Here is a 23,502-nt window from a genome sequence, read left to right as displayed (position 1 = left end):
CTCGCCGTGGGACGGGACGGTTTTTCGAGGGGTGTGGGTCTTTTGTCGATGTGGTTCCGACGTGCGTGTGGTGCCGTGACGGTCGGATTGGCGGCTGCGGTGTGTGTGCCGGCAGGGGTATCGGCCGAGCCGGTTCCGGGGTCGTCGACCGTGGGGGAGCGGCTCTCGGCACTGTCGCACGTCGAGGTGGAGAACGACCGTACTGTCATTGCGCACGTGTATTCGGCGTCGATGGACACCGTCGTGCCGCTCAGGGTGCGGTTGCCTGCCGATACCAGCGAGCCGCGACCCACGCTGTATCTGCTCAACGGGTCCGGTGGTGGCGAGGGTGTCGCCACATGGGACGAACAGACGGACGTCGATGAGTTCTTCGCCGACAAGAATGTCAATGTGGTGACTCCGCTGGGCGGACGCTACAGCTATTACACCGATTGGGAGCAGGACGACCCGGCGCTCGGCCGGAACAAGTGGACGACGTTCCTCACCGAGGAGTTGCCGCCCATCATCGATGAGCAGTTCGAGACCACCGGGGTCAATGCGATTGCGGGTCTGTCGATGTCGGGTACATCGGTGCTCGGCCTGGCAACAGCCGCGCCCGAGTTGTATCGCGCTGTCGGTGCGTACAGTGGCTGCGCCGAGACGAGCACGCCGGTGGGCCAGGCCTATGTGCAGGCGGTGGTTCGGGTCAAGGGGGGCGATCCCGAGAACATGTGGGGTCCGGTCGGCGGGCCGGGCTGGATCGCGAACGACCCGTATCTCAATGCGGAGAAACTGCGCGGGGTCGCGTTGTATGTGTCGTCGGCGAACGGCCTTCCGGGTGAGCATGACCGGTTGAGCGCGAGGTCGATCAACTACGACCCCCTCGGTCTGGTGGGTCAGCTCGTCGTGGGCGGAACCATCGAGGCGGCCGTTCACCACTGCACGACGCGCCTCGCGGATCGGCTCGAGGAGTTGGAGATCCCCGCGCACTTCGAATGGCGGAACGGGACGCATTCGTGGGATTACTGGGAGGACGATCTGCACAAGTCGTGGCCCATGATGGAAGCGGCCATCGGGTTGTAACGGTGGCGGTAGCCGTCGGGTTGTGACGGTGGCGGCAGTCATCTTCGGCGAGGGCCGGTTCTTGACCGGTCCTCGCCGTTTCTGTGTCTGCTACTCGAGTTCCGCGAATTTGACCGTTTCGTGACCATTGCGGAGCTTTATGGTGTAGAAATGGTTTCACTCCGGCCGGGCGGGGTGTCGTGACCGACGTTCGTCCGGCAGGTTCCCAAGGATTCGGGAGGGGGTCGGGTGGTCTCGTTCCGACGAACATGTGCGGCGTTGTCGGTTGCTGCGCTCGCATCTGTGTGGTCAGTGATGTGTGCGACCGAGGTTGCCGCCGAACCGGTTTCGGTTCTGTCCAGTATCGAGGTCGAAAGTGATCGTACGGTAATCGTGCACGTCTGGTCGGCTGCGATGGATCGGGTCGTCCCGCTCCGAGTGCGGACGCCGGCCGACACCAGCGTTCCGCGGCCCACGCTGTACCTGCTGAACGGGGCCGGAGGTGGGGAGGGGAAGGCTACATGGGACGCTCGTACCGATATCGATGAGTTCTTCGCCGACAAGAACGTCAATGTCGTCACTCCGCTCGATGGGTCGTTCACCTATTACACCGATTGGGAGCGCGACGACCCGGCGCTCGGCCGGAACAAGTGGACGACGTTCCTCACGCAGGAGTTGCCGCCGATTGTCGACGAGACGTTCGGTACCACGGGTGTGAATGCAATTGCGGGGCTGTCGATGTCGGGAACCTCTGTCTTGAGTCTGGCGATCGAGGAGCCGTCGCTGTACGAGGCGGTCGGGGCGTACAGCGGGTGTGCCGAGACCAGTACGGAGCTGGGGCAGCTCTATGTCCGTACCGTCGTCGAGAGTCGTGGGGAGGCGGATGTCGAGAACATGTGGGGCCCGCTCGATGGGCCCGGCTGGGTCGCAAACGACCCGTACGTCAACGCGGAGAAGTTGCGGGGTATCGACCTGTACATCTCGTCTGCGACCGGGCTGCCGGGGCCACACGAGAACCTGGGGGCGAGATCGGTCGAAGGCGATCCCGGGCTTCTGTTGAATCAGATCGTTGTCGGGGGTGTCATCGAGGCCGCAGTGAACGACTGCACGCACCGTCTGGCGTCGCGGCTCGATGAGCTGGGTATCCCTGCAACGTTCGAATTCCGCTCCCGGGGAACACATTCGTGGGGCTATTGGCAGGACGATCTCCACGCTTCCTGGCCGATGATTGCGGGCTCTATCGGATTGTGATCGTGTGAGTGGCTCGCGGCCCTGCCTCCGGCCGGGCGGTCGATTGCTGATGCCTCACTCGAGATCTATTGCAGTGCACTGTGTTCGGAGTTTACAGTTTCAAATTTTTTCTTACGCAACATCATTGACGAGTTCGTTGCCGTGTCGTAATGTGAGTTACGGCACACCGTGGTCTCGAGTTCGGTAGTGCCACATCACCTCAACCATTCGGGCGTAGGAGGATCAATGGGTAGCACTACCATCACCGAAATCATCACCTTCATCTTCTCGTTGCTTTCGCAGAGCGCAGAATTCCTCAGCTGAATTCACTGAATCTGTTGATCCGAACTCCGGAAGCGTGAGGTTTCCGGCGACACACTGGAGGAAAGATGGGCAGTATTACCAACGGTCTCGAAGTCATCAACCAGCTCATCGGGCTTGTGCTGGCCATTGCCCCGGCGCTGCTCACCGGGTCGCTGTAGGTCGGAAGCGTTGAAAGGCCGTGGATCTCGTCTCTCGGGATTCACGGCCTTTGCGCTGTCATTCCGGGATGATCACCCAGAGTGCGAGGTACAGCAGGATTGCGGTGCCGCCGGTGATGAAGGACGCAACCACGGCAGCAGCGCGGACGATGTTGACGTCGATGCCGAAGTATTCGGCGATTCCGCCGCAGACGCCGCCGAGCATGCGCTGCGAGGTAGAGCGAGTGAAGGTGCGGGGTGTGTTGTCGTCGAAGGTCATGAGGTAATCGTGCTCCTTGTCGAGTGTGTGCACATCAGGGCCGGCCCCGATCTTCACCCTGAACTTTCTTCTCGGGGTCTCGTGTGACGGGTGTCTTGCGTCGGTGTCGATACGTCGGACGCAACGGTGGGTGTCAGCGGCAAACGACGGTCAATCCGATACCGCGCCAGATCTTCGTTTCCTTGCGATCCCAGCTGTCGGTGCGGGAGTTGTACGTCGATTCGACCTCGGTCCGGTAGCCCCGGTCGCGCTGCGCGGTTACCGCGCACCGGCCGGAGATGTTCCCCGAGCGGTTGGTGACCGAGTACGGCGTACCGGCGGCGGAGAGCGTCGAGGCGGCTACGTGCTCCTCCATCCCGACGACGTTGGGCGCGGATTCTGCTGCGGCAACACCTGTTCCGATCGTCAAGGCTGCGGCACCGGCGAGCAGTGCGGTCATGATCGTCTTACGCATGAGGTCTCCCGAGTGGTGGTGTGAGGCTCGTCGAATCGATGTATCGATCGTGCGCCTCGGACCCCTTCGGGCACATCGGGGACAGACCCCCGTCTGTACCCTGAACTTTTGGTCAGGGTTCTCTACGACAGCACCCGCACGGGACTTCCCGTACGGGTGCTTCGAGTGTGCTGTGCTCGACGGAGAGCGTCAGGCACTTCTGCGTTTGGCGAGTGTCTTCTTGAAGATGATGTACGGCAGCAGCAAGCGCGCGATCAGCGCTACAGCCCAGACGATGACGGTGGCGAGGATCCAGGTCGTGATGCCGTCGATCCGGAGGCCGTCACTCATGATCGCGGTGACGATGAGCGCGAGTAGTGTCGAGATCAGCGCGCTGCTCCCGATGAGTACCGGGGTTTTCGTCATCGCAACCTGACGGATCAAAGGGTCGAGAAGAACCGTGGCCACGGTGAAGATCACCACGGCGATGACGAACGCGAACGAACTGAGCGTCATGCCGGGCAGGACCCACGCGCCGACGATCAAGCCAATCGCATTGGCGATCAACGCAACAATTGTGGTGGCAAGCAGCCTGATCATGGTGTCAGGGTATCTCCGCTCGGCCGGCTGCGGCAGTATTACAGTGCAGAGTCCCGCCGCACCGCAGAGCGTCCGGACATGACACCATCGGGCCATGGCCGATCGGAAACGCGTCGCACTCGCCCTCGGCAGCGGGGGCGCCCGAGGTTACGCCCACATCGGAGCCATCCAGGTCCTCGAGGAGCGCGGCTTCGAGATCGTCGGTATCGCGGGGTCGTCGATGGGCGCGCTTGTGGGCGGTGTCCGTGCTGCGGGAAAACTCGACGAATACACCCAGTGGGCGGAGAGTCTGTCCCAGCTCGATGTGGTCCGGTTGTTGGACGTGTCCGTCACGTCTCCGGGGGTCATCCACGCAGAGAAGGTCCTCAACAAAGTGCGCGAGCTCATCGGGGATGTCGTCATCGAAGACCTCCCGATCCCGTTCACCGCTGTGGCGACCGACCTGGCGGCGGGCCGCCCGGTGTGGTTCCAGCGGGGACCTGTCGACGTCGCGATCCGCGCATCGATCGCGATACCCGGTGTCATCACCCCGTATGTTCTCAACGGCCTCGTCCTCACCGACGGCGGCACACTCGCTCCGCTGCCGGTGGCCCCGATAGCCGGTGTCCCGGCGGATCTGACGATCGGGGTCACTCTCGGAGCCGAAGAACGCGGTCGTACACAAGCGCCGGAGAACGCGAGTGCGGAACCGCGTCCTGCGGAAGAATGGGTCGGACGCTTCCGGCGGTCGGCGTCATTGCTGCTCGACAGCGACATCGTCCGTTCGGTCGTCGGCAGGTTCGGTACAGCAGCGACCGACGAAGAGTTCGGCCGTGACGATCTCCAACCCGAGTCTCCCGACGACACCGATTCCGATTTTCACGTCGGCCACGAGGAAGCCGTAGCTCCGAAGTTCAGCCGGGTTGCGGTCATGAACCGTTCGCTCGACATCATGCAGTCCGCTCTTGCTCGCCACCAGCTTGCGGCGTATCCGCCGGATGTGCTGGTCGAAGTCCCCCGCACGGCGTGCCGCAGTCTCGATTTCCACAAGGCTGTCGAGATGATCGCCCTCGGTCGGTCGCTCACCGAGGCCGCGCTCGACGCCGCGGGGCTCGGAAGCACCGCATCTCGGTCTGCTGACCAGGACGGTGATTCGGGCCTAGTCTGAGTTGGTGGAGACCGTACCGATCCAGCTTCCGGATGGCACGACGACCGCGGTGCGCTTGTTTCCGGGGCCGGCTCATGAACATGAGAACCGGCTCGACTCGTCGCGGGCCGTCGTGGCGATCGTTCCGGGCCTCGGCATCCCCGCGGGGTACTACGAACCGTTCGCGCGCGCCCTCGCCGAACGCGGATTCGATGCCGCGATCTGCGAACTCGCAGGCCAGGGCGATAGTCGCCCCAGACCGGGGCCCGACAGCGCGTACGGCTACCAGGAGATCGTCGCAGTGCACTTCCCCGCGATGTTCGAAGTGGTGCGCGAACGATTCCCCGATTCGACGCCGTTCCTGCTCGGGCATTCGATGGGCGGTCAATTGGGCGTGCTGTACGCAGCGCGTAGTCGTGGTCGCCTCGGTGGGCTCGTGCTCGTGGCCTCCGGAACCCCGTACTACCGCCGATTCCCCGGGGGACACGCTCCCCGCCTCCTGTTCGGCTCGACGGCGATGTCGCTCACCGCGAGCGTCGCCGGATTCTGGCCCGGCGACCGGTTGGGCGTCGCGGGCTTCGGACGGCAGTCCCGGCCCCTGATCTCCGACTGGGCGAGGCTGGCGCGCAGTGGCCGGTTCGAGCCGGCCGGTGCCGACATCGACTACGAGGAGCGTCTCGCCTCGCTGGACCTTCCGATTCTTTCGGTGACCGTCGAGGGGGACGACATGACTCCGGTGACGTCGGCACGCCACCTGGTGGAGAAGTTGCCTGCGGCCGATATCACCACATGGCACCTGGAACGAGCACTCGGTCACAACGGCTGGATCCGCGACAACGGCGATACGATCGAACGGATCGTCGCCTGGCTGCGCGACCGGTGACCGGCGGTGTGGATCCGAGCCCGGAACCGGGCTCGGATCCACATCTTGCTAGAGCACTTCTGTCAGGAACGTGAAGGTCAGCGCAGATTTGAACGCTGCCTGCGCGTTGTCTGCGGCACCACCGTGCCCGCCCTCGATGTTCTCGTAGTACCAGACCTCTCGACCCTGCTCCTCGAGGAGCGCCACCATCTTGCGCGCGTGGCCAGGATGAACACGATCGTCGCGCGTGGACGTCGTGATCAGGATCGGCGGGTACGTCGCGTCCGGGTCGGTGTTCTGATACGGCGAATACTCCGACAGGAATTTCCACTCGTCGGGATCGTCGGGATCACCGTACTCGGCCATCCACGATGCGCCGGCGAGCAGCAGGTGATAGCGCTTCATATCGAGTAGCGGCACTTGGCACACGATGGCACCGAACAAGTGTGGGTAGCGAGTCAGCATCACACCCATCAGCAGGCCGCCGTTGCTTCCGCCTTGGATTCCCAGTTGCCGGGTCGTCGTGATGCCCCGGTCGACAAGGTCTTTCGCGACCGCTGCGAAATCCTCGAATACCTTGTGACGGTTCTCTTTCAGGGCCTGGGTGTGCCAGGTGGGGCCGTACTCTCCACCTCCGCGAATGTTCGCGATCACATAGGTGTTTCCGCGTTCGAGCCATGCCCGCCCCACGCCGCCGCTGTACGCCGGGACCATCGAGTTCTCGAATCCGCCGTACCCGTACAGCAGGGTCGGGGATGCCGTATCGGTGTCGGCGCCTACGACGAAGTAGGGGACCTGCGTGCCATCGTCGGAAGTCGCGAAATGCTGTGTGACGGTGATGCCGTCGGAGTCGAAGAACGATGGCGCCTGCTTGATCGGCTCGAGTGCTTGCCCGACCGTGCCGGAGAGGAGGGTAGCGGGGGTCGTGAAACCGCTGGAGTTGAGGAAGAATTCGTCGCCCTCGCGCGGATCGACGTCGATGATGGCCGTGGAGGTCGCGTCGGGCAGCCCTTCGAGTTCCTCGTCGGTCCATCCGTCGGGACCGGGGGTGAGGACACGCATGCGGGTCTGGACATCACGCAGGGTCACCATCAGCAGGTGGTTCTGCGTCCAGGTGTACTGCTCGAGAGAAGTGTGTTCGTCGGGTGTGAACAACACCGTCATCTCACGCGAACCTTCGAGGAATGACGGGTAGTCGGTCGCGAGCAGGGAACCGGCGGGGTGCCCGAGCCACTCGGATCGGGGTCGTACGAGCATGTGGTTGCGGTAGACGCTCACCCGCGCGTCGTCGGGGACATCGAGCTTGATCAGAGTGCCGTCCGGCTTCAGTTCGTACTGATATGCGGCATAGAAGTCGATGGCGCGGTCTACGAAGCTGCGTTCGTACCCGGGAGTGTTGTCGTATCCGGCGCCCACGGCGACGTCGGTGACCTCCCCCTCGAACACGGTCTCGGCGTCGGCGATCGGTGTGCCGCGGCGCCAGCGTTTCGCAATCCTCGGGTATCCCGAATCGGTGAGGGAGCCGTCACCGAAGTCGGTTCCGACGAAGACGGAGTCGATATCGATCCAGCTGATATCGGTCTTCGCTTCGGGGAGTTCGAAGCTGTCGGCACCCGACACGAACCGGCGTGTGACCAGGTCGAACTCACGGATCACGGTTGCGTCGGCACCGCCCCGCGACAGGCTGATGAGCGCGCGGTTCTGGTCAGGACGGAGAACCTGGGCACCGGACCACACCCAGTTCTCGTTCTCCTCGGCGGCCACCGCGTCGAGGTCGACGAGGACATCCCACTCCGGATTGTCGAGGACATACTGGTCGAGGGTGGTGCGTCGCCACAGTCCGCGCACATGCTCGGCGTCGCGCCAGTAGTTGTAGAGATACTCGCCGCGGCGTCGCGCGTAGGGGATGCGCGCGTCGGTATCGAGGATCTCCCGGATGCGGGATTCCAGCGTCGTGAAATCGTCGGTGCGGGTGTACGCATCGACCGTGCGGTCGTTACGTGCGCGCACCCAGTCGAGTTGCTTTTCGCCGGTGACGTCCTCGAGCCACAGGTGGGGGTCGGTGGTGTCGCTCATGCCCTATTTCTACCTGGACCCGAGCGGTGGGGTGGCGACGGTGAGACCTTGGGGCTGCGTCGACGGTACGCTCGCGGCCGTGCAACTCACCCCCTCCGACGCGCAGATGTACTGGCTCGCGGAGCGGATCCACAGTGATCAGTTCCTGCTTTACTGCTTCGCAGGTGACGTCGACACCGATGCGATGCGTGCCGCCGTTCGGCGACGTGTCGCGGAGGTGGGGGAACTCCGGTGCAGGATCCGCGAGGTTCCGAAGAACCTCGACTACCCGTATTGGGAACCGAGGGAGTACAGCGACGACCTGGTGGTCGAGCACGTCTTGACCAACCACACGTGGGCTGAGGTCCAAGAACGCTTGGGGTCGCTGGTGGCGACCTCGATCGACGCGCGGACGAGCCCGTGGCGGGTACACGTCTTCGCGGGTGTGCGCGACGCTCCTCGCTGTGACGGGACCGCCGTTGTCGTGGTGTTCCACGTGTCGCACGCTTTCGCCGACGGGGCTCGGGCGACTGCACTGGTGCGCGCATTGTTCGGCACCGAGGGGCCACCGCGCTCGCCGGCTCCGGACGCTGTCTCGATGTCCATGATGTTGATACGGTCGCTCCGGTTCCCGGTCCGGTTCGCACGACTCGTTGCGGCAGGCCGCCGAGCCGCCGCTGCTGACCGAGCGTTGACGGAGGCAACTGCCGCAGGAGAGATTCCCGAGCCGGCCGCGGGGCGCCCCCTCGTCGGTATCAATACCGCCCCCGGCGACGAGCGGGCCGTGCGCATGGTGGTGTGCCCCGCCGAGGAACTCCGAGGAACCGGCGTCACCGTCACCGTGGCGGCGCTGACTGCGATCTCCGTCGCCCTGCCCCGATTCCTGGAGTTGCGCGGTGAGACGGTGCCGGATCGGCTCGGCGCCGAGGTCACCATCGCGGTCGACGCGACAGGGGAGTCGCGCAACAACTACCGTAATGCCGGCATCGACCTGTTCGTCACCGAACCTGATCTGTCCGCGCGGGCCGCGCTGATCGCTGACGACATCGCTGATCGTCGCGCGCGACTGTCGAGCCCGCTTCTGATGCAACGTGATTCGGCGAACGCGTTCGTTCCCGCGCCGCTGCTGAAGTTCGGGATCGATCGGTACTCTTTGGGCGAGGTCCCCGAGACCGTCACAGGGAACACGGTGGTGTCGAGCGTGAATCGCGGCCGTGCCGACCTCGAACTCGATGGTGCCCCGGTCATGTTCAGCGCCGGATTTCCGGGGTTGTCACCGGTGATGGCCCTGACGCACGGTGTGTACGGCCTCGGCGACACCGTCACGATCGGTATCAACTCGAGTCCCCGTGCGGTGCCCGACATCGACGAGTACGAGTCGATGCTGCGGGAGGCGATCATCGAGGTCCGGGTCGCACTCGGCGGGTGACCGAGACATACACGTGCTCGGAAGACACGCGCACCCTGTCGGCACGGTGCTTCTATCCGTGCGAGTCGCGGCTCTGTGGTGTCTTCCGGCGGCGCGCGTCGTCGTGGGCGCGGCGGAGAAGGTCGCCGGCGATGCCCGACGTCCGGGCACCGGGGTTGACGATCGCAATCCACCCCTGAGCTCGATAGACCGGATGGGGAAGGACGGTGTCGGCGGCGCTGAAGTCCACCGCGGATTCCGTTGCCCGGGGTTCTTCGCCGGTGAGTTCGGTGAAGCTCGCCCGGCCGACGTGGATGTTCAGTCTCCACCGGTCCGGCGGGTCCAGTTCGGACTCGGTGTCGCCGGGGTAGTCCTTCGTCACGATGGTCGCGAAGGGCTGCCCGCGCTGGGGGACCTGCCCGTCGGGGGCGTAATAGAAGAAGTGATCGCCCCATGCGACTTCCGGAAACTCACTGCCTACCTCGGGAGCGAGCTCGACGACCCCTTCGAAGCCGCGCACCGTTTCGAGAATCTGCTTCATACTCATGGTTCAAGTGTGTAGTTGAAGTGCTTATGGAGGGTTTCAGCAATGGCGCGCAGCGATGCGGTCGACCTGAGCACAGTCACTGTCGCTGCGGCCACGGGCTATTCGGTACAGCAGATCCGAGACCTCGAAGCGCACGGCGTCATCGGCGCTGCACCCAGAAAACGCAACGGATACCGCGTCTTCTCCGCGCGACACATCCGCGACCTGCACGCCTACCGTGACCTCGCGGTGGCCGTCGGTCCGGTGGAGGCGCGGAGAGTGATGCGTGAGATCCGCGTCGTCGCGCCGGCCGATGCGCCTGCTCAGGTGGCATCGCTCCACGTCGAACTTGCTCACGAGCGAGATCGCGCACTCCAGGCACGGCGGGCGCTTCTCCTGATCCGCACGGAGGCGGAGATCGAGGTCGAGCCCACCGAGAACGACACCATGACGATCACCGAACTCGCCGAGGCTCTCGGTGTTCGTACCTCGACGTTACGTTTCTGGGAGAAAGAGCAACTCGTGACGCCGCAGCGGGTAGCCACGAACGCGGGATCCGCCCGCCGCTACCCACTCGCTGCGATCCGCGAGGCGCGCATCGTCGTGGCGTTGCGTGCCGCTGGCTACCGCATCCCCGACGTCCGCAGAGCCCTCACCGATCTTCGCGACCTCCGGGACATCGATGTGTCGCTGAAGGCACTGGACTCGAGGATCGACGACATCGCAGCGCGAACACTTGCACTGCTCCGTGCCGGGGCGGTGCTTGCCGAGGTCATCGCCTGTCGCTGAGGACGCCGAGCCCCATGCTTTACTGGTCCGCACGCAGTGAAGGGGGACACATGGGTATCTATGTAGTGACCGGGGCAGCATCCGGGATGGGCAAGGCAAGCGCCGAGCGATTGCGCGCGAATGGACACACGGTCATCGGCGTCGACCGATCGGACGCCGACGTCGTCGCGGATCTGTCGACGCCGCAGGGGCGCTCCACGGCGATCCGGCAGACGCTCGAGCTTGCCGGCGGACGCCTCGATGGAGCCGTGCTCGCCGCCGGGCTGGGGCCCGTGGCAGGAAAGGAAATGGTGATCGCCCAGGTCAACGTGCGAGGTGTGATAGACCTGCTCGTCGGCTGGCGGCCCGCGCTCGCCGCGACCGGCAACAGCAAAGTGGTGGTGTTCGGATCGAACTCGACGACGGCGACACCCGGTGTGCCGAACTCTGCGGTGAAGGCTTTCCTCGCGGGCGACCTCGACAAGGGTGTCAAGCGTGCAGGGCGCATTTCCGCTGCGGCAGCCCCGTTCACGTACGCGGCGACGAAGATCGCGGTCACCCGGTGGGCTCGTCGTATCGCCGTCACCGACGACTGGGCCGGTTCCGGTATTCGTCTCAATATCATTGCACCGGGGGCAGTCTCGACACCGTTGCTGGAAGCGCAGCTTGCGGGTCCGCAAGCGAAGCGGGTCGAGGGCTTCCCGGTGCCGATCGGTGGTTTCGGTGACGCCGAACAGATCGCCGAGTGGGTCGAGTTCATGCTGTCGCGCGCAGCGGATTTCATGGTGGGAAGTATCGTGACGGTCGACGGCGGGACAGAGGCGTACTTCCGTTCGGGTGACTGGCCTGTTGCCGTTCCACTCAGTGGAGTGCCGCGGTACCTTCTCCAGATGTTCCGGTTCCGTTCCTGACACACGGCCTACCTGCCCGCATCATCCGATCGGTTGATGCGGATCCGAACCGCTCGGTTGATGTGCACGACCCGTGCCGGCGGGCACGCTCGACGTATGCCAATCGTAGAAGTGACAGACCTGCGTAAGTCGTACGGCGGGCGCACCGTCGTCGACGGCGTGAATTTCCATGTCGACGACGGTGAGGTCTTCGGGATTCTCGGCCCCAACGGCGCGGGGAAGACCACTTCCGTCGAATGCCTCTCCGGATTACGCACACCCGATTCCGGTGTCGTCCGCGTCGCCGGACTCGATCCGATCCGTGATCACCGCGCCGTCACCGAACTGCTCGGCACCCAGTTGCAGGAAAGTCAGCTGCAGCCGAAACTGACCGTGCGCGAGGCCCTCGAGCTGTACTCCTCGTTCTACGCGCGGCCCGCTGATGGTCATGCCCTGGCCGAACGTCTCGGGCTCGGGGCTCTGCTCCGCACCCAGTTCGCGAAACTGTCCGGAGGGCAGAAGCAGCGCCTGTTCATCGCCCTTGCGCTCATCGGCACACCACGCGTGGTAGTGCTCGACGAGCTCACCACTGGTCTCGACCCCCGTGGACGCCGCGACACGTGGGAGTTGATCGAGGAGGTCCGCGACGCCGGTGTCACCGTCCTACTGGTCACCCACTTCATGGAGGAGGCCCAGAGGTTGTGCGACCGAGTCGCCGTGTTCCGCTCGGGCCGGGTCGAAGCGCTGGGCACACCTACGGAACTGATCGGCAGATCGACCACCGCCGTCGTCGTCTCGTTCCGGCCTTCAGGCCCGTTCGACGTCGGCAGGTTGGAGTCGTTGCCCGGCGTCGCCGCAGTACGAACGGATCACGATCGGGTCGTGGTGGAGGGCAGTGAGGACTCGGTGGAGGCCGTGCTCTCGGTGCTCGCCGGCGAAGGGTTGAGCGCCGAACGGCTCCGCGTGGCCGACGCCACCCTCGACGACGCCTACTTGGACATCACCGGATCGAAAGGCACATCATGACCACCTCGATCATGAGCAACGCGACGACCGGACCGGCGATCGCGGTGTTGCGCACCGAGACGCGACTGTTCGCACGCCAACCCGCGGCGTTGTTCTGGATCCTCGTCTTCCCTGTTCTGCTCCTGACGATTCTCGGTCTGATCCCGTCGTTCCGGGAACCTGATCCCAACCTCGGCGGATTGCGGGTGATCGACCTGTACGTGCCGGTGACATTGCTGTTGGCGATGATCGTGGGTGGGATCCAGACGATGCCCGCGGTGCTGTCGGCGTACCGTGAGCAGGGCATTCTCCGCAGGCTGGCCGTTACTCCGGCCCGCCCGGCGTACCTGTTGGCGGCGCAGATCGTCGTGCACGCCGTGGCGATTGCCGTGTCGGTGGTCTTCGCGCTCGTCGTCGGCCGTGTGGTGTTCGATGTGGCGTTTCCCGCGCAGCCGTGGGGCTTTGCTCTCGCGGTGCTCGTGACCCTCGCTGCGGCACTGAGCCTCGGCGCCGCGATCTCGGCATTGTCGTCGTCGCAGCGTGTAGCGCAGACATTGGGCACGATCGTGTTCTTCCCGATGATGTTCTGTGCGGGGGTGTGGATTCCGGTGCAGGCGATGCCCGAGGTACTGCAACGGATCGTCGAACTCACCCCGTTCGGGGCGGCCGCGCAGATACTCGATCAGGCTGCAGCGGGCGACTGGCCCGCCTGGAGTGGTCTGGCCGTGATCTTGGGTTGGGCGGTGGTGCTCACCGCCGCCGCGATCCGCTGGTTCCGTTGGCAGTGACGTCCCCACCCGTCATCCTGGATACCGTGGCGACAGAGCGAACAACGACGCACGAGTTGGATGACGACCCGTGGAGCCGCTTCCACCGGTGGGGTCCGATCGCGCTGCTTGCGACCGGAACACTGCTGTCCGCAGGCACCGCATCGTTGCTGATGAGCCCTGGTCAACGGATCCCGGCGTCGCTGCTGGTCGTGGTGCTGACGGGTTGGGAGATCCTGCGGCTGCGTGGTCATACGGGTTCCGGAGCGGTCTACTACGTCGCCCGCACGGTCTCGGCGTTCGTCCTGAGCTTGTTCAACCCGTTCTTCGCGATCTACGCCGTGATGGGCTACTTCGACGCGCCCTGGTTGGTCGGGGAACGGTGGGCCCGCGTCGGATTGGTCGCGACGGCGGTGACGTTGGCCGGCTCCCAAGCGGGGGGATTGCCTCCGCGAGATCCGGCGATCTGGATCGTTTTCGTCCTGCTGTTCTTCCTCAACGCGGCGATAGCGATGGTGGCGTACCGGATCGGGGAGCGCGACCTGCGTAGGACCGAAGAACGGATCGATGCGATCGCTGAGCTCGAACGTGCGAATGCCCGTCTCGAACAGGCGCTGTCGGAGAACCAGGCACTGCACGCACAATTGTTGACACATGCACGAGAAGCCGGAATCGACGACGAGCGGCGTCGTCTTGCCGCGGAGATCCACGACACCCTGGCGCAGAGCCTCGCCGGAATCGTCACCCAGCTGCAGGCCGCCGGCGCCACCCCTGATCCCGACGCGGCGAGACGTCATGTGGCCGAGGCCGCGGACCTTGCCCGACGCAGCCTCGGTGAGGCGCGACGCTCTGTGCACAATCTCGCACCGGAAGTCCTCGAGCACGACACCCTCGAAACAGTCCTGGCCGGATCCGTGGACCGCTGGTCCGCCGAGCACGGGATCCGGGTCGACTTCACGGTGACGGGAACTGTGGAACCCCTGCACGACGACATCGCTGCCACGCTGTTGCGGATCACTCAGGAGGCGCTCGCGAACGTCGCCAAACATGCGTCGGCGCACCGCGTCGGTGTCACCGTGTCGTACATGGACGACGAGGTCAGCATCGATATCCGTGATGACGGGCGCGGATTCGACCTGTCGGCGGAGACGGTGGACGGATTCGGTTTGAGGGGCATGAATTCCCGCATCGCCCGCATTGCCGGGGTTCTGGACGTCGAGTCCGAAATCGGCACCGGAACAGCCGTATCGGTGCGAGTGCCGCTGGTGAAGGCGGGGTCGGTGTCGTGAGTAGCGACGAACCGGGCATCACCGTACTGATCGTCGACGATCATCCCGTCGTCCGTGATGGACTGCGCGGAATGTTCTCTGCCTCGGGTGAGTTCGCGGTCCTGGGTGAGGCGGGGGACGGGAAGGAAGCGGTGGCGCTGGTCGCCCGGTTGGATCCCGACGTGGTGCTGATGGATCTGCGGATGCCGGGAGGCGGCGGTGTCGAGGCGATCGCCGAGCTGACCTCGAGCGGTGCCCGCAGCCGGGTTCTGGTCTTGACGACCTACGACTCGGACTCCGACACCATTCCTGCGATCGAGGCAGGCGCGACCGGGTACCTGCTCAAGGACGCACCGCGCGACGAGCTGTTCGCCGCGGTGCGGGCTGCTGCAGAAGGACGCACGGTGCTGTCGCCGGTGGTCGCGTCGCGTCTGATGTCGCGGGTGCGCGGTGCGGGCGCCCCGAAGCCACTCAGCGCCCGCGAACGTGAGGTTCTGGTGCTCGTGGCGAAGGGGACGTCCAACCGGGAGATCGCGCGGGTGTTGTTCGTCAGCGAGGCGACTGTGAAGACACACCTCATCCACATCTTCGGGAAACTCGACGTGTCGGACCGCGCCGCGGCAGTGGCCGCTGCCTACGAGCTCGGAATCCTCGGCTGAACCCGGCATGGCCGAACGTCACCTCGATGCAGTTGGACTGCATGAATGTCACCTTCGGCCATGGGGGGTCGTGTCGGTGGCGTGCGGGGGTGCGATGCCGAAGAGCATCGCGTCGATGCCCGCGACGAACGCCGCGTCGTTGTCGAGCGGTGCGGCGGGGGAGTCTTCGCCGGCACTGGTGAACAGCGCTGCCAGGTGCGGATAGTCGCCGTGCTCGATCATGGACCCCAGATGTCCGGCACCGCCGCCCGACCGGGAGACGACCACCCCGGCGGATTCTTGTTGGGCGAAGTTCGCCACCCATCCGCTCAGTAGCGCGACACCCATCATGGTGGCCGTCGGGTCGAGCTTCGCCGGGGCGAGTGCACCGATGAGGTGATCGAGATAGGCGATGGTGTTCGGTCCCATGTCGGTGGTGGGGATCTCACGTAGCCACGGATGTTTCCGATGTAGCGTTCGAGATTGTTCCGCTACGGCCAGGACGTCGGCGCGCACGTCGCCGGTGAGCGGTGCGAACTCGTATTCGCCTGCGACGCAGTCGGCCATCAGAGCGAGCAGATCGTCCTTCCCGGACACGTACCGGTACAGGGATGCCGCGGAGGTGCCGAGGGCGTCGGCGACGCGGCGCATGGACAGTGCGCGTATACCTTCTCGATCGACGAGGTCGACGCAGGTCTCGGCGATATCGCTGAGCGTGTGCGTGGGGCGTGGTCCGCGCTTCGGTTCGTCGGATCGCAGCCACAGTGAGGTCGACATGACCTCAGCATGCCTCGAGAAGCCAGTTGCGAACAGCGTTTGCAGATGCCTACACTGAATCTGCGAACATTGTTCACAGATGAGGAGATGCGCGTGAACGTCATCGAAACGGAAGGCCTGACCCGCCGCTACGGCGAACGCGCGGTCGTCGACGGCGTAGACCTTCAGGTGCGGGAAGGAGCCGTGCACGCATTGCTCGGACCGAACGGCTCGGGTAAGACCACCACCGTGCGCATGCTGTCGACCCTGTTGCGCCCGACCTCCGGGAAGGCCAGGATCCTCGGATTCGACACCGTCGCCGACGCCATCCGGGTAAGGCAGCGCATCGGCTTGGTCGGCCAGTTCCACTCGGTGGACCCACGGCTTACCAGCGCTGAGAATCTCACGATGTTCGCACGACTCTCCGGAATGCGGGCGCGCGACTCCCGGCGCCACGCCCGCGACCTGCTCGAGCGCTTCGGTCTTGCCGACGCGGCCGATCGGCAGGTTCAGAGCTATTCCGGCGGCATGCGGCGCCGCCTCGACATCCTCGCGGGAACCGTCGTACGCCCCGCAGTGCTGTTTCTCGACGAACCCACCACGGGCGTCGACCCACGCAGCCGCAACGACATATTCGGATACATCCTGGATTTCGTGGCAGAAGGAACCACCGTGGTGCTCACCACCCAGTATCTGGACGAGGCCGAACGCCTCGCCGACGCAATCACGATCCTCGACGGCGGCCGCACCGTCGCCACCGGTACGCCTGCCGAGATCACCGCCGCGGTCGGCGCGGGTCTCGACCTGGTCGTCGCATCTGCCGATCGTGGCCGGGCGGTGAAGGTCCTGAACGAATTCGGTGCACGAGAATTGGGATCGGCTGTGGTGCAGGAACACTCGATCAGGCTGGCTTTCGGTATGGATGGTGAGCCGGAATTGCTCCCGATCCTGCGGCTCCTCGACGCCGACGGAATCGACGTCCACGACATAGGCAGACGCCGCGTGAGCCTCGACGAGGCATTCCTCGCGCTCACGGAAAGGACCCCGGCATCGTGACCATCGATCAGCAGGTGCAGCCCTCAGTAGGCACCGTCGCGGCAGCACGAGTGGTGTTCGGTCGCACCGTCGCCACATACCGGCACTCGCCGGCGCTGCTCGCAGTCTCGCTCGCTGCGCCGCTGGGCATGGTCGTGTTGTTCGGCTACGTCTTCGGCGGCTCGCTGGCGGGAAGTGCCGATCCCGCAGACTATCGCTCGTACCTGATGCCGGGCGTGTTCGTCCTCGTCGCGGCATTGGGTCTCATGGGCACCGCGAGCACTGCCAATGCGGATATGAGCAGCGGCCTCACCGACAGGCTTCGCGCTCTGCCCATTGCGCGGGCCGGGGTGCCGACGGGTCTGGCGCTCGCGGAGACGGTGATCGGTGCGGTCGCGCTCGCCGTGATGATGGGGGTCGGATACCTGGTCGGGTGGCGCATAGACGCCCCTGCCGAGGATATCGTTCTGGCGATTGTGCTGCTGTTCGCGTTCCGGGCGGCGCTCAGTTGGCTCGGCCTCCTCCTCGGTATGGCGATCCGTGACGAGCAGCTGCTCCAGCAGGCGGCGCCGATGATCTTCGGACTCATCATGTTCTCGAACGTGTTCACACCCACGGAGGCAATGCCGTCCGTCGTCCGCGCCGTCGCGGAGTGGAATCCGATCAGCTCGGTGGTGGCCGCACTGCGGGAGTTGTTCGGTTCGGGAACCGCGGTGGCAGCCGACTCGGCGTTGCCGATGCACCATCCTGTCGCTGCTGCGTTCGGATGGATCGCGGTGATCCTCGCGGTGACGGTACCCCTCGCTGTGGGGCGGTACGGCGCGCAGCGTTGAGTGCGAAAAAACTCCTTACCGGCGGGTAACCGGACCATCGGCAGACAGCCGGATCGGGCAGGACTACCCTCTATGGCTGTGACCTCACACTATGACGTCGTTGTCCTCGGAGCCGGCCCCGGTGGGTACGTCGCTGCTATCCGCGCGGCACAGCTGGGATTGAGCACCGCCATCATCGAGCAGAAGTATTGGGGTGGTGTCTGCCTCAATGTGGGCTGCATCCCCTCGAAGGCGCTTCTCCGCAATGCCGAATTGGCACATCTCTTCACGAAAGAGGCCAAGACGTTCGGTATCTCGGGAGACGTGTCGTTCGACTTCGGTGCAGCCTTCGACCGCAGCCGCAAGGTGGCAGACGGTCGCACCAAGGGCGTGCACTTCCTCATGAAGAAGAACAAGATCACCGAGTACGACGGTAAGGGCTCGTTCGTCGATGCCAAGACCATCGAGGTGGCGCTCACCAAGGGCGGCACCGAACAGGTGACCTTCGACAACGTCATCATCGCCACGGGTTCGGTCACCAAGCTTCTGCCGGGTACGCAGCTCAGCGACAACGTCGTGACCTACGAGGAGCAGATCCTCACCCGCGACCTCCCCGACTCGATCGTCATCGTCGGTGCCGGCGCTATCGGCATGGAGTTCGGCTACGTCCTGAAGAACTACGGGGTCGACGTCACGATCGTCGAGTTCCTCGACCGGGCGCTGCCCAACGAGGACGCCGACATCTCCAAGGAGATCACCAAGGCCTACAAGAAGCTCGGCGTCACCATCAAGACGGGTGCTGCGGTCCAGAAGATCACCGACAACGGCTCGAACGTCACCGTCGAGATCAAGGACAACAAGACCGGCAACGTCGAGACGATGACCGTCGGCAAGGTGCTGCAGTCCGTCGGTTTCGCTCCGCGCGTCGAGGGCTACGGCCTCGAGAACACCGGTGTCGCGCTCACCGATCGCGGCGCGATCGCGATCGACGAGCGTATGCGCACCAACGTCCCCGGCGTCTACGCCATCGGTGACGTCACCGCCAAGCTGCAACTCGCGCACGTCGCCGAGGCCCAGGCCGTCGTCGCCGCCGAGACCATCGGCAACGCCGAGACCCTCGAACTCGGTGACTACCGCATGATGCCGCGCGCTACGTTCTGCCAGCCGCAGGTCGCGTCGTTCGGTCTGACCGAGGAGCAGGCGAAGGCCGAAGGCTACGACATCAAGGTCGCGACCTTCCCGTTCACCGCCAACGGCAAGGCGCACGGTCTCGGCGATCCGAACGGCTTCGTGAAGCTGATCGCCGACAAGACCCACGGCGAGCTCATCGGTGGCCACCTCATCGGCCCCGACGTCTCCGAGTTGCTGCCCGAGCTGACCCTCGCGCAGAAGTGGGACCTCACGGTCAACGAATTGGCACGAAACGTCCACACGCACCCCACGCTCAGCGAAGCACTGCAGGAGGCCATCCACGGCCTTGCAGGACACATGATCAATTTCTGATCTTCCGCGCGGGTAGACCCCCGCTCGGATGTACTGGCCTCAGCTCGTGGTGACTTGATCGTCGCCGCGGGCTGTTGTCGTTCGGGGCACGTCGGGCGCGGGGCGCAGGACCAGTTCCACGAGACAGTTTCCGTCCTGTGCGTCGGGGAAGACGTCGACCGTGTAGGACGCGCCCAGGATGGTGGCGTAGTTGTCGAGGACTCGCTGGATCAGGCCGCGTTGGATTCCGCGCACCACCTCCGGATTGCTGCGGACGATCTCGGCCAGCGGGCACGTGCAGAGGGTGATGCTGTGCGTGCCGAACGCATTGGTGGCCGTGCGTGTTTCGAAACCCAACTGTTCGAGGGATTCGATGACGAGTGCGCCTGCGTCGGTCGTCGGCTTCGGGGCCAGCCCGAGCATTCCCGCCCAGTCGCCGCCGACCTCGAACGCTGCGCGTTCACGCTCGGCTGCGCTCCCGCCGATACGGGCCGCGAGCAGGGCAACGAGGTCGGTGTACGACGGCTCGCGCACCGCGACGTATCCCGTGCGGGGTCGACCGACCTTCTCGGCCGGCAATGTCTGGGTGCGGACGAGACCCTCGTCGACGAGTCCGGAGAGGTGGAACCGGATCGTCGTTACGTGCAGGTCGAGTGCGTCTGCGAGGAGGTGGGCATCGAGAGGACCAGTGGACTCGCGCAGCAGGTCGAGAACCCGCTCGCGCTGCTTCACTCGCCGTGTCAACTCGCACTCCTGTCGCGCTCCCGGGTGACCTCAGGTGAGGCTCACCTTATTAAGAGGACGAAAATCCTCTATAGTCGTCCCCATGAAGGCTACGACCGATTCGCCGTCCACGGTACGACCAGGTCGAAATCGACTCGGAACTGCGGCTACCCTTGCTCTCGCACTCATCGCCGTGGCGTCGGTCGTGGTTGCGGTGGCGTCGGTGTTCGTTGCCGTCGAGGTGCGTGAGCAGGGCCGCCGGCCGGTCGCTGAGTCGACGTCGAACGCCGCGATCCTCGCCGCACTCCAGTCGCTCGCCGCAGATCGGGGCGCCGGCGCCGCAGGGGTCCCGGCCGGTGAAGCAGTGCCCACCGGCGAGGCCGAACCTGCCGCGGAAGTGGGTGCGCCGGAAGTGCCTGCCCCCGCGGCGGCTGCCCCCGCCGTTACGGCTCCGGCGCCCGGCCCTGCCGCTGCACCCCAGGTCTCGGCTGCCCCGGCGCCCGAACCTGCCGCCGCGGCACCGCAGGTGCCCGCGCCCAGCGCCGAACAGCTCACGGCCACACTGCACTCGGCCGTAGACCCGTCCAATTCGCTCGCGTACCGCCAGTCCCAGGTCGAACGCGGTACCGAGGCCGGAGCGGTGCTCGAACAGATCGGGGCGCGCGCCGGGACGATGCTGCAGGTCGTCCGGCCCCGCGTCATCGACCCGATCGACTTCGACGGAACGAACGCGTCGGGCCGGCTCCAGGTGACCTTCGCAGGCGCACCCGGGCCTGAGACCCCACTGCGTCTGTCCTTCGTATACCTCGACGGGACATGGAAGTTGTCGGCGCGCAGTGTGTGCGATGTGGCGTCGTTCAACGGATTCGCGTGCCCGTCCGGGTACGTGCGGTAGCGGCGCGGTCGCTCGGTGAGAACAGGGCGGTCCACCTCTTGACGACGACTCGGATGGCCAGGTCGACCAGCAGCGCGCAGACGATGATCGCGAGCGTCCATGCAAACAACTTCGGTGTCTGCAGCAGGGTGCGCGTCTGCGCGATGGCCGCGCCGACTCCGTCCGGTGCCGACAGCAGCTCGGCCATCACCGCGACCCGCACCGAACCGGAGGCCACTGCTCCCGTCGTCGCCACGATCGGGGGAAGGATCGACGGCGCGACGATGAACACGAGTCGTCGGGATCGACTCAACTGCAGTCCGGTACCGAGCTCGAGTAGATGCGGGTCGACCGACTGTAACGCCGACGCGGTCGCCGCCGCGATGAGAGGCACCATCACGGTCGCGCAGACGATGATCGTGATCGACGGGTCGCTGCCCATCCACAGCACGAGGCATACGATCAGCACGATCGGGGGGAGACCCTGCAGGATCGCGCGGATCGGTGCGAGCACACCGTCGGCGAACCGCGACACGGTCGCGGCCCAGCCGAACAGGAGGCCGACACAGAGCGCGAGCACGGTCGCAGTACCCGCGCGCAGCAGGGTGATCGCCAGCTCGGTGGGCAGGGAGCCGTCGGAGAGGATCTCCCACAGCGCCTCGAGTGTCTGTGCTGGGCTCGGCATCACGGCGGGGGACTGACCCAGTGACAACCAATGCCAGACGCCCAGAAGGACGGCGACGCACAGCGCGGCGCCGAGCGCGTACTGCGGAGACCGGGTACCTGCAGACGGTGCGTTCACGATCGTCAGTTTCCTCCGTAGAAGCCGTCCGCAGGCATTTCGCCGCCGATGGACTCCGGCACCGTGGTCATCAGCGACTCGTAAAGCAGTTCGGTATCGGTGCGCCCCTCTGCGGCGGGCAGATAGGTCGGCCGCAGATCCGGCAGCACCTGCCCGACCACGTCCACGGGGATCGGGACGATGTCGGCGATCGCGATCGCGCCCCGCTGCGGGTCGGACACGACCTCGATGACCGAGCCGAGCAGGTTCGTCTGCAGGGAGCCGACGAGATCCGGGTATTCGCGAGCCACTTCGCCGCGGAGTACGAATCCGGCGAACGGCAGGGACGACGCGTCGGTCTGTTCCACCCACAGGTCCTGCATGCTCTGCGCTTCGACGATGTTGCCGCCCGCTCCGGCGACAACCGTCGAGAGGTGCTCGGGGAGGATCGCGTACTGCATAGAGCCCGACGTCAATCCGGTGGCGATATCGAGTGGTGTGGGGTGGTATTGCAGAGTGACGTCGGGATTCTCACCGGTATAGGTCATCCCGGCGCTGTCGAGGATCTGCCGGGTCACCAGATCGATGATGTCGTTCTCGAACGGGATGTGGACGGTCTGCCCGCGCAGATCGTCGAGCGTCGTGCCTTCGGGGCCCATCAGGTACACGATGTTGCCGCTCACCGTGCCGACGAGGACGAGGTCGATGCCCTGCGCGCACAGATTCGCGGCGATGTTGATCGGCATGGCAGCGAGGTCATAATTCCCGGCAATGAAGTTGGTGCGCAACTCTTCCGGGGTGCTCGCGGTGCTCGTCGAGGTCTCTTCGACGCCGAGGTCGTCGAGTCCGGTCAACGGCGCAGCCATCGCCACATTGTTCGCGACACCGACGTTCAGGGAGTCGGGCAGACCGGAGCCGGCGCCGCTCGCAGTGGTCTCGGCTCCACACGCCGACGCGTCGTCGTCGGTGCCGCATGCGGTGAGCAGCATCGTGGTGACAGACAGTGCGACGACCAGCGCACGAATCATCGAGGGGAAATGATGACGGTTCACGGAGATCCTTTGATCGAATTCGACAGGGTGGGTCTGTCCCGCGGCAGCAGGGTGATCGTCGATGATGTGTCCTTACGGCTCCACTCCGGTGAAATCCTGGTCGTACTCGGCGAATCCGGGTTGGGAAAAACCACGGTGCTGCATGCCGCCGCCGGACTACTCGAACCGTCCACGGGCACCGTCACCCGCCGGGCCGAGCGACAGGGAATCCTGTTCCAGGAAGCACGGCTGCTGCCGTGGATGTCGGTGGGGAGGAACGTCCGGCTCGGTGCGCCGGGGCGGAGCGTGTGGTCGTCGGGTTCGTACCCGGAGGTCGATCGTGCGCTCGAGCAGGTCGGGCTCACGGACGTCGCCGCCCTACCGCCCTTCCGTCTGTCCGGCGGAATGCAGCGTCGCGCGGCACTGGCCCGGGCGCTGTATGCGCGTCCGTCGGTGGTGTTCGCCGACGAACCGTTCGCGCACCTGGACTCTGCATCCGCGAAAACTGTGGGGGTCGCGCTCGGACGCGCCGCGGCAGAGGGCGCAGGCATCTTGATGACTGCGCATGAGATCACGGACGTCTTCACCACCATGGGAATTTACCGTACATTATTCCTGTAAATAGAATGAGACGTGAGAGAGGTCGAAAG

The 23,502-nt window shown here is 65.2% G+C and carries 25 protein-coding genes; 16 read left to right on the top strand and 9 right to left on the bottom strand.

From position 1 onward, the window contains the following. Nucleotides 1–48: 48 nt before the first annotated feature. On the top strand, nt 49–1,062 hold the full coding sequence (locus MWU77_RS05585) for an alpha/beta hydrolase family protein (RefSeq protein WP_247273139.1): 1,014 nt from the start codon (nt 49–51) through the stop codon (nt 1,060–1,062). Nucleotides 1,063–1,356: 294 nt separating this feature from the next. After that, nucleotides 1,357–2,292: an alpha/beta hydrolase family protein gene (locus MWU77_RS05580; RefSeq protein WP_169686938.1), complete on the top strand. Its 936-nt coding sequence runs from the start codon at nt 1,357–1,359 to the stop codon at nt 2,290–2,292. Nucleotides 2,293–2,811: 519 nt separating this feature from the next. On the opposite strand, the gene MWU77_RS05575 is transcribed toward MWU77_RS05580, so the two are convergent. The 3 genes from MWU77_RS05575 to MWU77_RS05565 all read right to left on the bottom strand — a co-directional run bounded on the left by MWU77_RS05575 (nt 2,812) and on the right by MWU77_RS05565 (nt 4,045). Then, nucleotides 2,812–3,012: a PspC domain-containing protein gene (locus MWU77_RS05575; protein WP_169686937.1), complete on the bottom strand. Its 201-nt coding sequence runs from the start codon at nt 3,010–3,012 to the stop codon at nt 2,812–2,814. Nucleotides 3,013–3,145: 133 nt separating this feature from the next. Further along, nucleotides 3,146–3,466, bottom strand: a complete 321-nt coding sequence (locus MWU77_RS05570) for a hypothetical protein (protein WP_169686936.1) — start codon at nt 3,464–3,466, stop codon at nt 3,146–3,148. Between the two features lie 189 nt (nt 3,467–3,655). Continuing rightward, a complete protein-coding gene (locus MWU77_RS05565; protein ID WP_169686935.1) occupies nt 3,656–4,045 on the bottom strand; it encodes a phage holin family protein in 390 nt (129 codons plus the stop codon). A 94-nt stretch (nt 4,046–4,139) separates the two neighbouring features. On the opposite strand from MWU77_RS05565, the gene MWU77_RS05560 reads away from it, so the two are divergent. Continuing rightward, on the top strand, nt 4,140–5,192 hold the full coding sequence (locus MWU77_RS05560; protein ID WP_169686934.1) for a patatin-like phospholipase family protein: 1,053 nt from the start codon (nt 4,140–4,142) through the stop codon (nt 5,190–5,192). Nucleotides 5,193–5,196: 4 nt separating this feature from the next. After that, complete coding sequence (locus MWU77_RS05555) at nt 5,197–6,054, top strand: alpha/beta fold hydrolase (RefSeq protein WP_169686933.1); 858 nt, start codon at nt 5,197–5,199, stop codon at nt 6,052–6,054. A 48-nt stretch (nt 6,055–6,102) separates the two neighbouring features. Here MWU77_RS05555 and MWU77_RS05550 read toward each other — a convergent pair whose 3' ends face one another. Then, nucleotides 6,103–8,109: a prolyl oligopeptidase family protein gene (locus MWU77_RS05550; protein WP_169686932.1), complete on the bottom strand. Its 2,007-nt coding sequence runs from the start codon at nt 8,107–8,109 to the stop codon at nt 6,103–6,105. A gap of 79 nt (nt 8,110–8,188) precedes the next feature. On the opposite strand from MWU77_RS05550, the gene MWU77_RS05545 reads away from it, so the two are divergent. After that, nucleotides 8,189–9,517, top strand: a complete 1,329-nt coding sequence (locus MWU77_RS05545) for a wax ester/triacylglycerol synthase domain-containing protein (RefSeq protein ID WP_247273138.1) — start codon at nt 8,189–8,191, stop codon at nt 9,515–9,517. 52 nt (nt 9,518–9,569) lie between these two features. On the opposite strand, the gene MWU77_RS05540 is transcribed toward MWU77_RS05545, so the two are convergent. After that, the gene (locus MWU77_RS05540) at nt 9,570–10,043 is read right to left on the bottom strand and encodes a DUF6194 family protein (protein ID WP_169686930.1); all 474 of its coding nucleotides are present in this window, start codon (nt 10,041–10,043) and stop codon (nt 9,570–9,572) included. Between the two features lie 42 nt (nt 10,044–10,085). Here MWU77_RS05540 and MWU77_RS05535 point away from each other — a divergent pair, with 42 nt between their 5' ends. The 6 genes from MWU77_RS05535 to MWU77_RS05510 all read left to right on the top strand — a co-directional run bounded on the left by MWU77_RS05535 (nt 10,086) and on the right by MWU77_RS05510 (nt 15,379). Then, the gene (locus MWU77_RS05535) at nt 10,086–10,811 is read left to right on the top strand and encodes a MerR family transcriptional regulator (protein ID WP_247273137.1); all 726 of its coding nucleotides are present in this window, start codon (nt 10,086–10,088) and stop codon (nt 10,809–10,811) included. A 50-nt stretch (nt 10,812–10,861) separates the two neighbouring features. Beyond that, nucleotides 10,862–11,701 carry an SDR family oxidoreductase gene (locus MWU77_RS05530; RefSeq protein WP_247273136.1) on the top strand — a complete coding sequence of 280 codons (840 nt, stop codon included), beginning with the start codon at nt 10,862–10,864 and terminating at the stop codon, nt 11,699–11,701. Between the two features lie 96 nt (nt 11,702–11,797). Further along, complete coding sequence (locus MWU77_RS05525; protein ID WP_247273135.1) at nt 11,798–12,706, top strand: ABC transporter ATP-binding protein; 909 nt, start codon at nt 11,798–11,800, stop codon at nt 12,704–12,706. Next, on the top strand, nt 12,703–13,473 hold the full coding sequence (locus MWU77_RS05520) for an ABC transporter permease (RefSeq protein ID WP_247273134.1): 771 nt from the start codon (nt 12,703–12,705) through the stop codon (nt 13,471–13,473). Before MWU77_RS05525 ends, MWU77_RS05520 begins: the two co-directional genes overlap by 4 nt. Before the next feature lie 26 nt (nt 13,474–13,499). Further along, nucleotides 13,500–14,741, top strand: coding sequence for a sensor histidine kinase (locus MWU77_RS05515; RefSeq protein WP_247273133.1), 1,242 nt, complete (start codon nt 13,500–13,502; stop codon nt 14,739–14,741). Next, on the top strand, nt 14,738–15,379 hold the full coding sequence (locus MWU77_RS05510; protein ID WP_169686926.1) for a response regulator transcription factor: 642 nt from the start codon (nt 14,738–14,740) through the stop codon (nt 15,377–15,379). Before MWU77_RS05515 ends, MWU77_RS05510 begins: the two co-directional genes overlap by 4 nt. A 48-nt stretch (nt 15,380–15,427) precedes the next feature. Here MWU77_RS05510 and MWU77_RS05505 read toward each other — a convergent pair whose 3' ends face one another. Then, the gene (locus tag MWU77_RS05505) at nt 15,428–16,135 is read right to left on the bottom strand and encodes a TetR/AcrR family transcriptional regulator (protein ID WP_169686925.1); all 708 of its coding nucleotides are present in this window, start codon (nt 16,133–16,135) and stop codon (nt 15,428–15,430) included. An 87-nt stretch (nt 16,136–16,222) separates the two neighbouring features. Here MWU77_RS05505 and MWU77_RS05500 point away from each other — a divergent pair, with 87 nt between their 5' ends. The 3 genes from MWU77_RS05500 (at nt 16,223) to lpdA (ending at nt 19,464) form a co-directional block, all read left to right on the top strand. After that, a complete protein-coding gene (locus MWU77_RS05500) occupies nt 16,223–17,170 on the top strand; it encodes an ABC transporter ATP-binding protein (RefSeq protein ID WP_247273430.1) in 948 nt (315 codons plus the stop codon). Further along, entirely contained in the window at nt 17,167–17,982 is an 816-nt protein-coding gene (locus tag MWU77_RS05495; RefSeq protein ID WP_169686923.1) for an ABC transporter permease, read from the top strand. Before MWU77_RS05500 ends, MWU77_RS05495 begins: the two co-directional genes overlap by 4 nt. Before the next feature lie 78 nt (nt 17,983–18,060). Continuing rightward, nucleotides 18,061–19,464, top strand: a complete 1,404-nt coding sequence (lpdA, locus tag MWU77_RS05490; RefSeq protein WP_169686922.1) for a dihydrolipoyl dehydrogenase — start codon at nt 18,061–18,063, stop codon at nt 19,462–19,464. A 39-nt stretch (nt 19,465–19,503) separates the two neighbouring features. Here the strand turns inward: lpdA and MWU77_RS05485 are convergent, their stop codons facing one another. Continuing rightward, the gene (locus tag MWU77_RS05485; protein ID WP_206039651.1) at nt 19,504–20,187 is read right to left on the bottom strand and encodes a metalloregulator ArsR/SmtB family transcription factor; all 684 of its coding nucleotides are present in this window, start codon (nt 20,185–20,187) and stop codon (nt 19,504–19,506) included. Between the two features lie 82 nt (nt 20,188–20,269). Here MWU77_RS05485 and MWU77_RS05480 point away from each other — a divergent pair, with 82 nt between their 5' ends. Then, nucleotides 20,270–21,061: a hypothetical protein gene (locus MWU77_RS05480; RefSeq protein ID WP_169686921.1), complete on the top strand. Its 792-nt coding sequence runs from the start codon at nt 20,270–20,272 to the stop codon at nt 21,059–21,061. Here the strand turns inward: MWU77_RS05480 and MWU77_RS05475 are convergent. Then, nucleotides 21,024–21,842: an ABC transporter permease gene (locus tag MWU77_RS05475; RefSeq protein WP_169686920.1), complete on the bottom strand. Its 819-nt coding sequence runs from the start codon at nt 21,840–21,842 to the stop codon at nt 21,024–21,026. The genes MWU77_RS05480 and MWU77_RS05475 overlap by 38 nt on opposite strands. A 5-nt stretch (nt 21,843–21,847) precedes the next feature. Further along, a complete protein-coding gene (locus MWU77_RS05470) occupies nt 21,848–22,873 on the bottom strand; it encodes an ABC transporter substrate-binding protein (RefSeq protein ID WP_247273132.1) in 1,026 nt (341 codons plus the stop codon). A 9-nt stretch (nt 22,874–22,882) separates the two neighbouring features. On the opposite strand from MWU77_RS05470, the gene MWU77_RS05465 reads away from it, so the two are divergent. Further along, a complete protein-coding gene (locus MWU77_RS05465; RefSeq protein WP_247273131.1) occupies nt 22,883–23,473 on the top strand; it encodes an ATP-binding cassette domain-containing protein in 591 nt (196 codons plus the stop codon). Nucleotides 23,474–23,502: the final 29 nt, after the last annotated feature.

The organism is Rhodococcus sp. F64268 (genome assembly GCF_023015605.1).
Classification (GTDB): domain Bacteria; phylum Actinomycetota; class Actinomycetes; order Mycobacteriales; family Mycobacteriaceae; genus Rhodococcus.
The sequence above is the reverse complement of the archived record's forward strand: the minus strand, read 5'-3'. Positions and strand labels throughout refer to the sequence as shown.

Bases quoted from the DNA above. Each gene is read 5' to 3' on its own strand.
- MWU77_RS05575 (WP_169686937.1), bottom strand. From the start codon at position 3,012: ATGACCTTCGACGACAACACACCCCGCACCTTCACTCGCTCTACCTCG.
- MWU77_RS05540 (WP_169686930.1), bottom strand. From the start codon at position 10,043: ATGAGTATGAAGCAGATTCTCGAAACGGTGCGCGGCTTCGAAGGGGTC.
- MWU77_RS05525 (WP_247273135.1), top strand. From the start codon at position 11,798: ATGCCAATCGTAGAAGTGACAGACCTGCGTAAGTCGTACGGCGGGCGC.
- MWU77_RS05505 (WP_169686925.1), bottom strand. From the start codon at position 16,135: ATGTCGACCTCACTGTGGCTGCGATCCGACGAACCGAAGCGCGGACCA.
- MWU77_RS05480 (WP_169686921.1), top strand. From the start codon at position 20,270: ATGAAGGCTACGACCGATTCGCCGTCCACGGTACGACCAGGTCGAAAT.
- MWU77_RS05550 (WP_169686932.1), bottom strand. From the start codon at position 8,109: ATGAGCGACACCACCGACCCCCACCTGTGGCTCGAGGACGTCACCGGC.
- MWU77_RS05500 (WP_247273430.1), top strand. From the start codon at position 16,223: ATGCGCGTGAACGTCATCGAAACGGAAGGCCTGACCCGCCGCTACGGC.
- MWU77_RS05530 (WP_247273136.1), top strand. From the start codon at position 10,862: ATGGGTATCTATGTAGTGACCGGGGCAGCATCCGGGATGGGCAAGGCA.
- MWU77_RS05570 (WP_169686936.1), bottom strand. From the start codon at position 3,466: ATGCGTAAGACGATCATGACCGCACTGCTCGCCGGTGCCGCAGCCTTG.
- MWU77_RS05535 (WP_247273137.1), top strand. From the start codon at position 10,086: ATGGCGCGCAGCGATGCGGTCGACCTGAGCACAGTCACTGTCGCTGCG.
- MWU77_RS05565 (WP_169686935.1), bottom strand. From the start codon at position 4,045: ATGATCAGGCTGCTTGCCACCACAATTGTTGCGTTGATCGCCAATGCG.
- MWU77_RS05560 (WP_169686934.1), top strand. From the start codon at position 4,140: ATGGCCGATCGGAAACGCGTCGCACTCGCCCTCGGCAGCGGGGGCGCC.
- MWU77_RS05585 (WP_247273139.1), top strand. From the start codon at position 49: ATGTGGTTCCGACGTGCGTGTGGTGCCGTGACGGTCGGATTGGCGGCT.
- MWU77_RS05580 (WP_169686938.1), top strand. From the start codon at position 1,357: ATGTGTGCGACCGAGGTTGCCGCCGAACCGGTTTCGGTTCTGTCCAGT.
- MWU77_RS05520 (WP_247273134.1), top strand. From the start codon at position 12,703: ATGACCACCTCGATCATGAGCAACGCGACGACCGGACCGGCGATCGCG.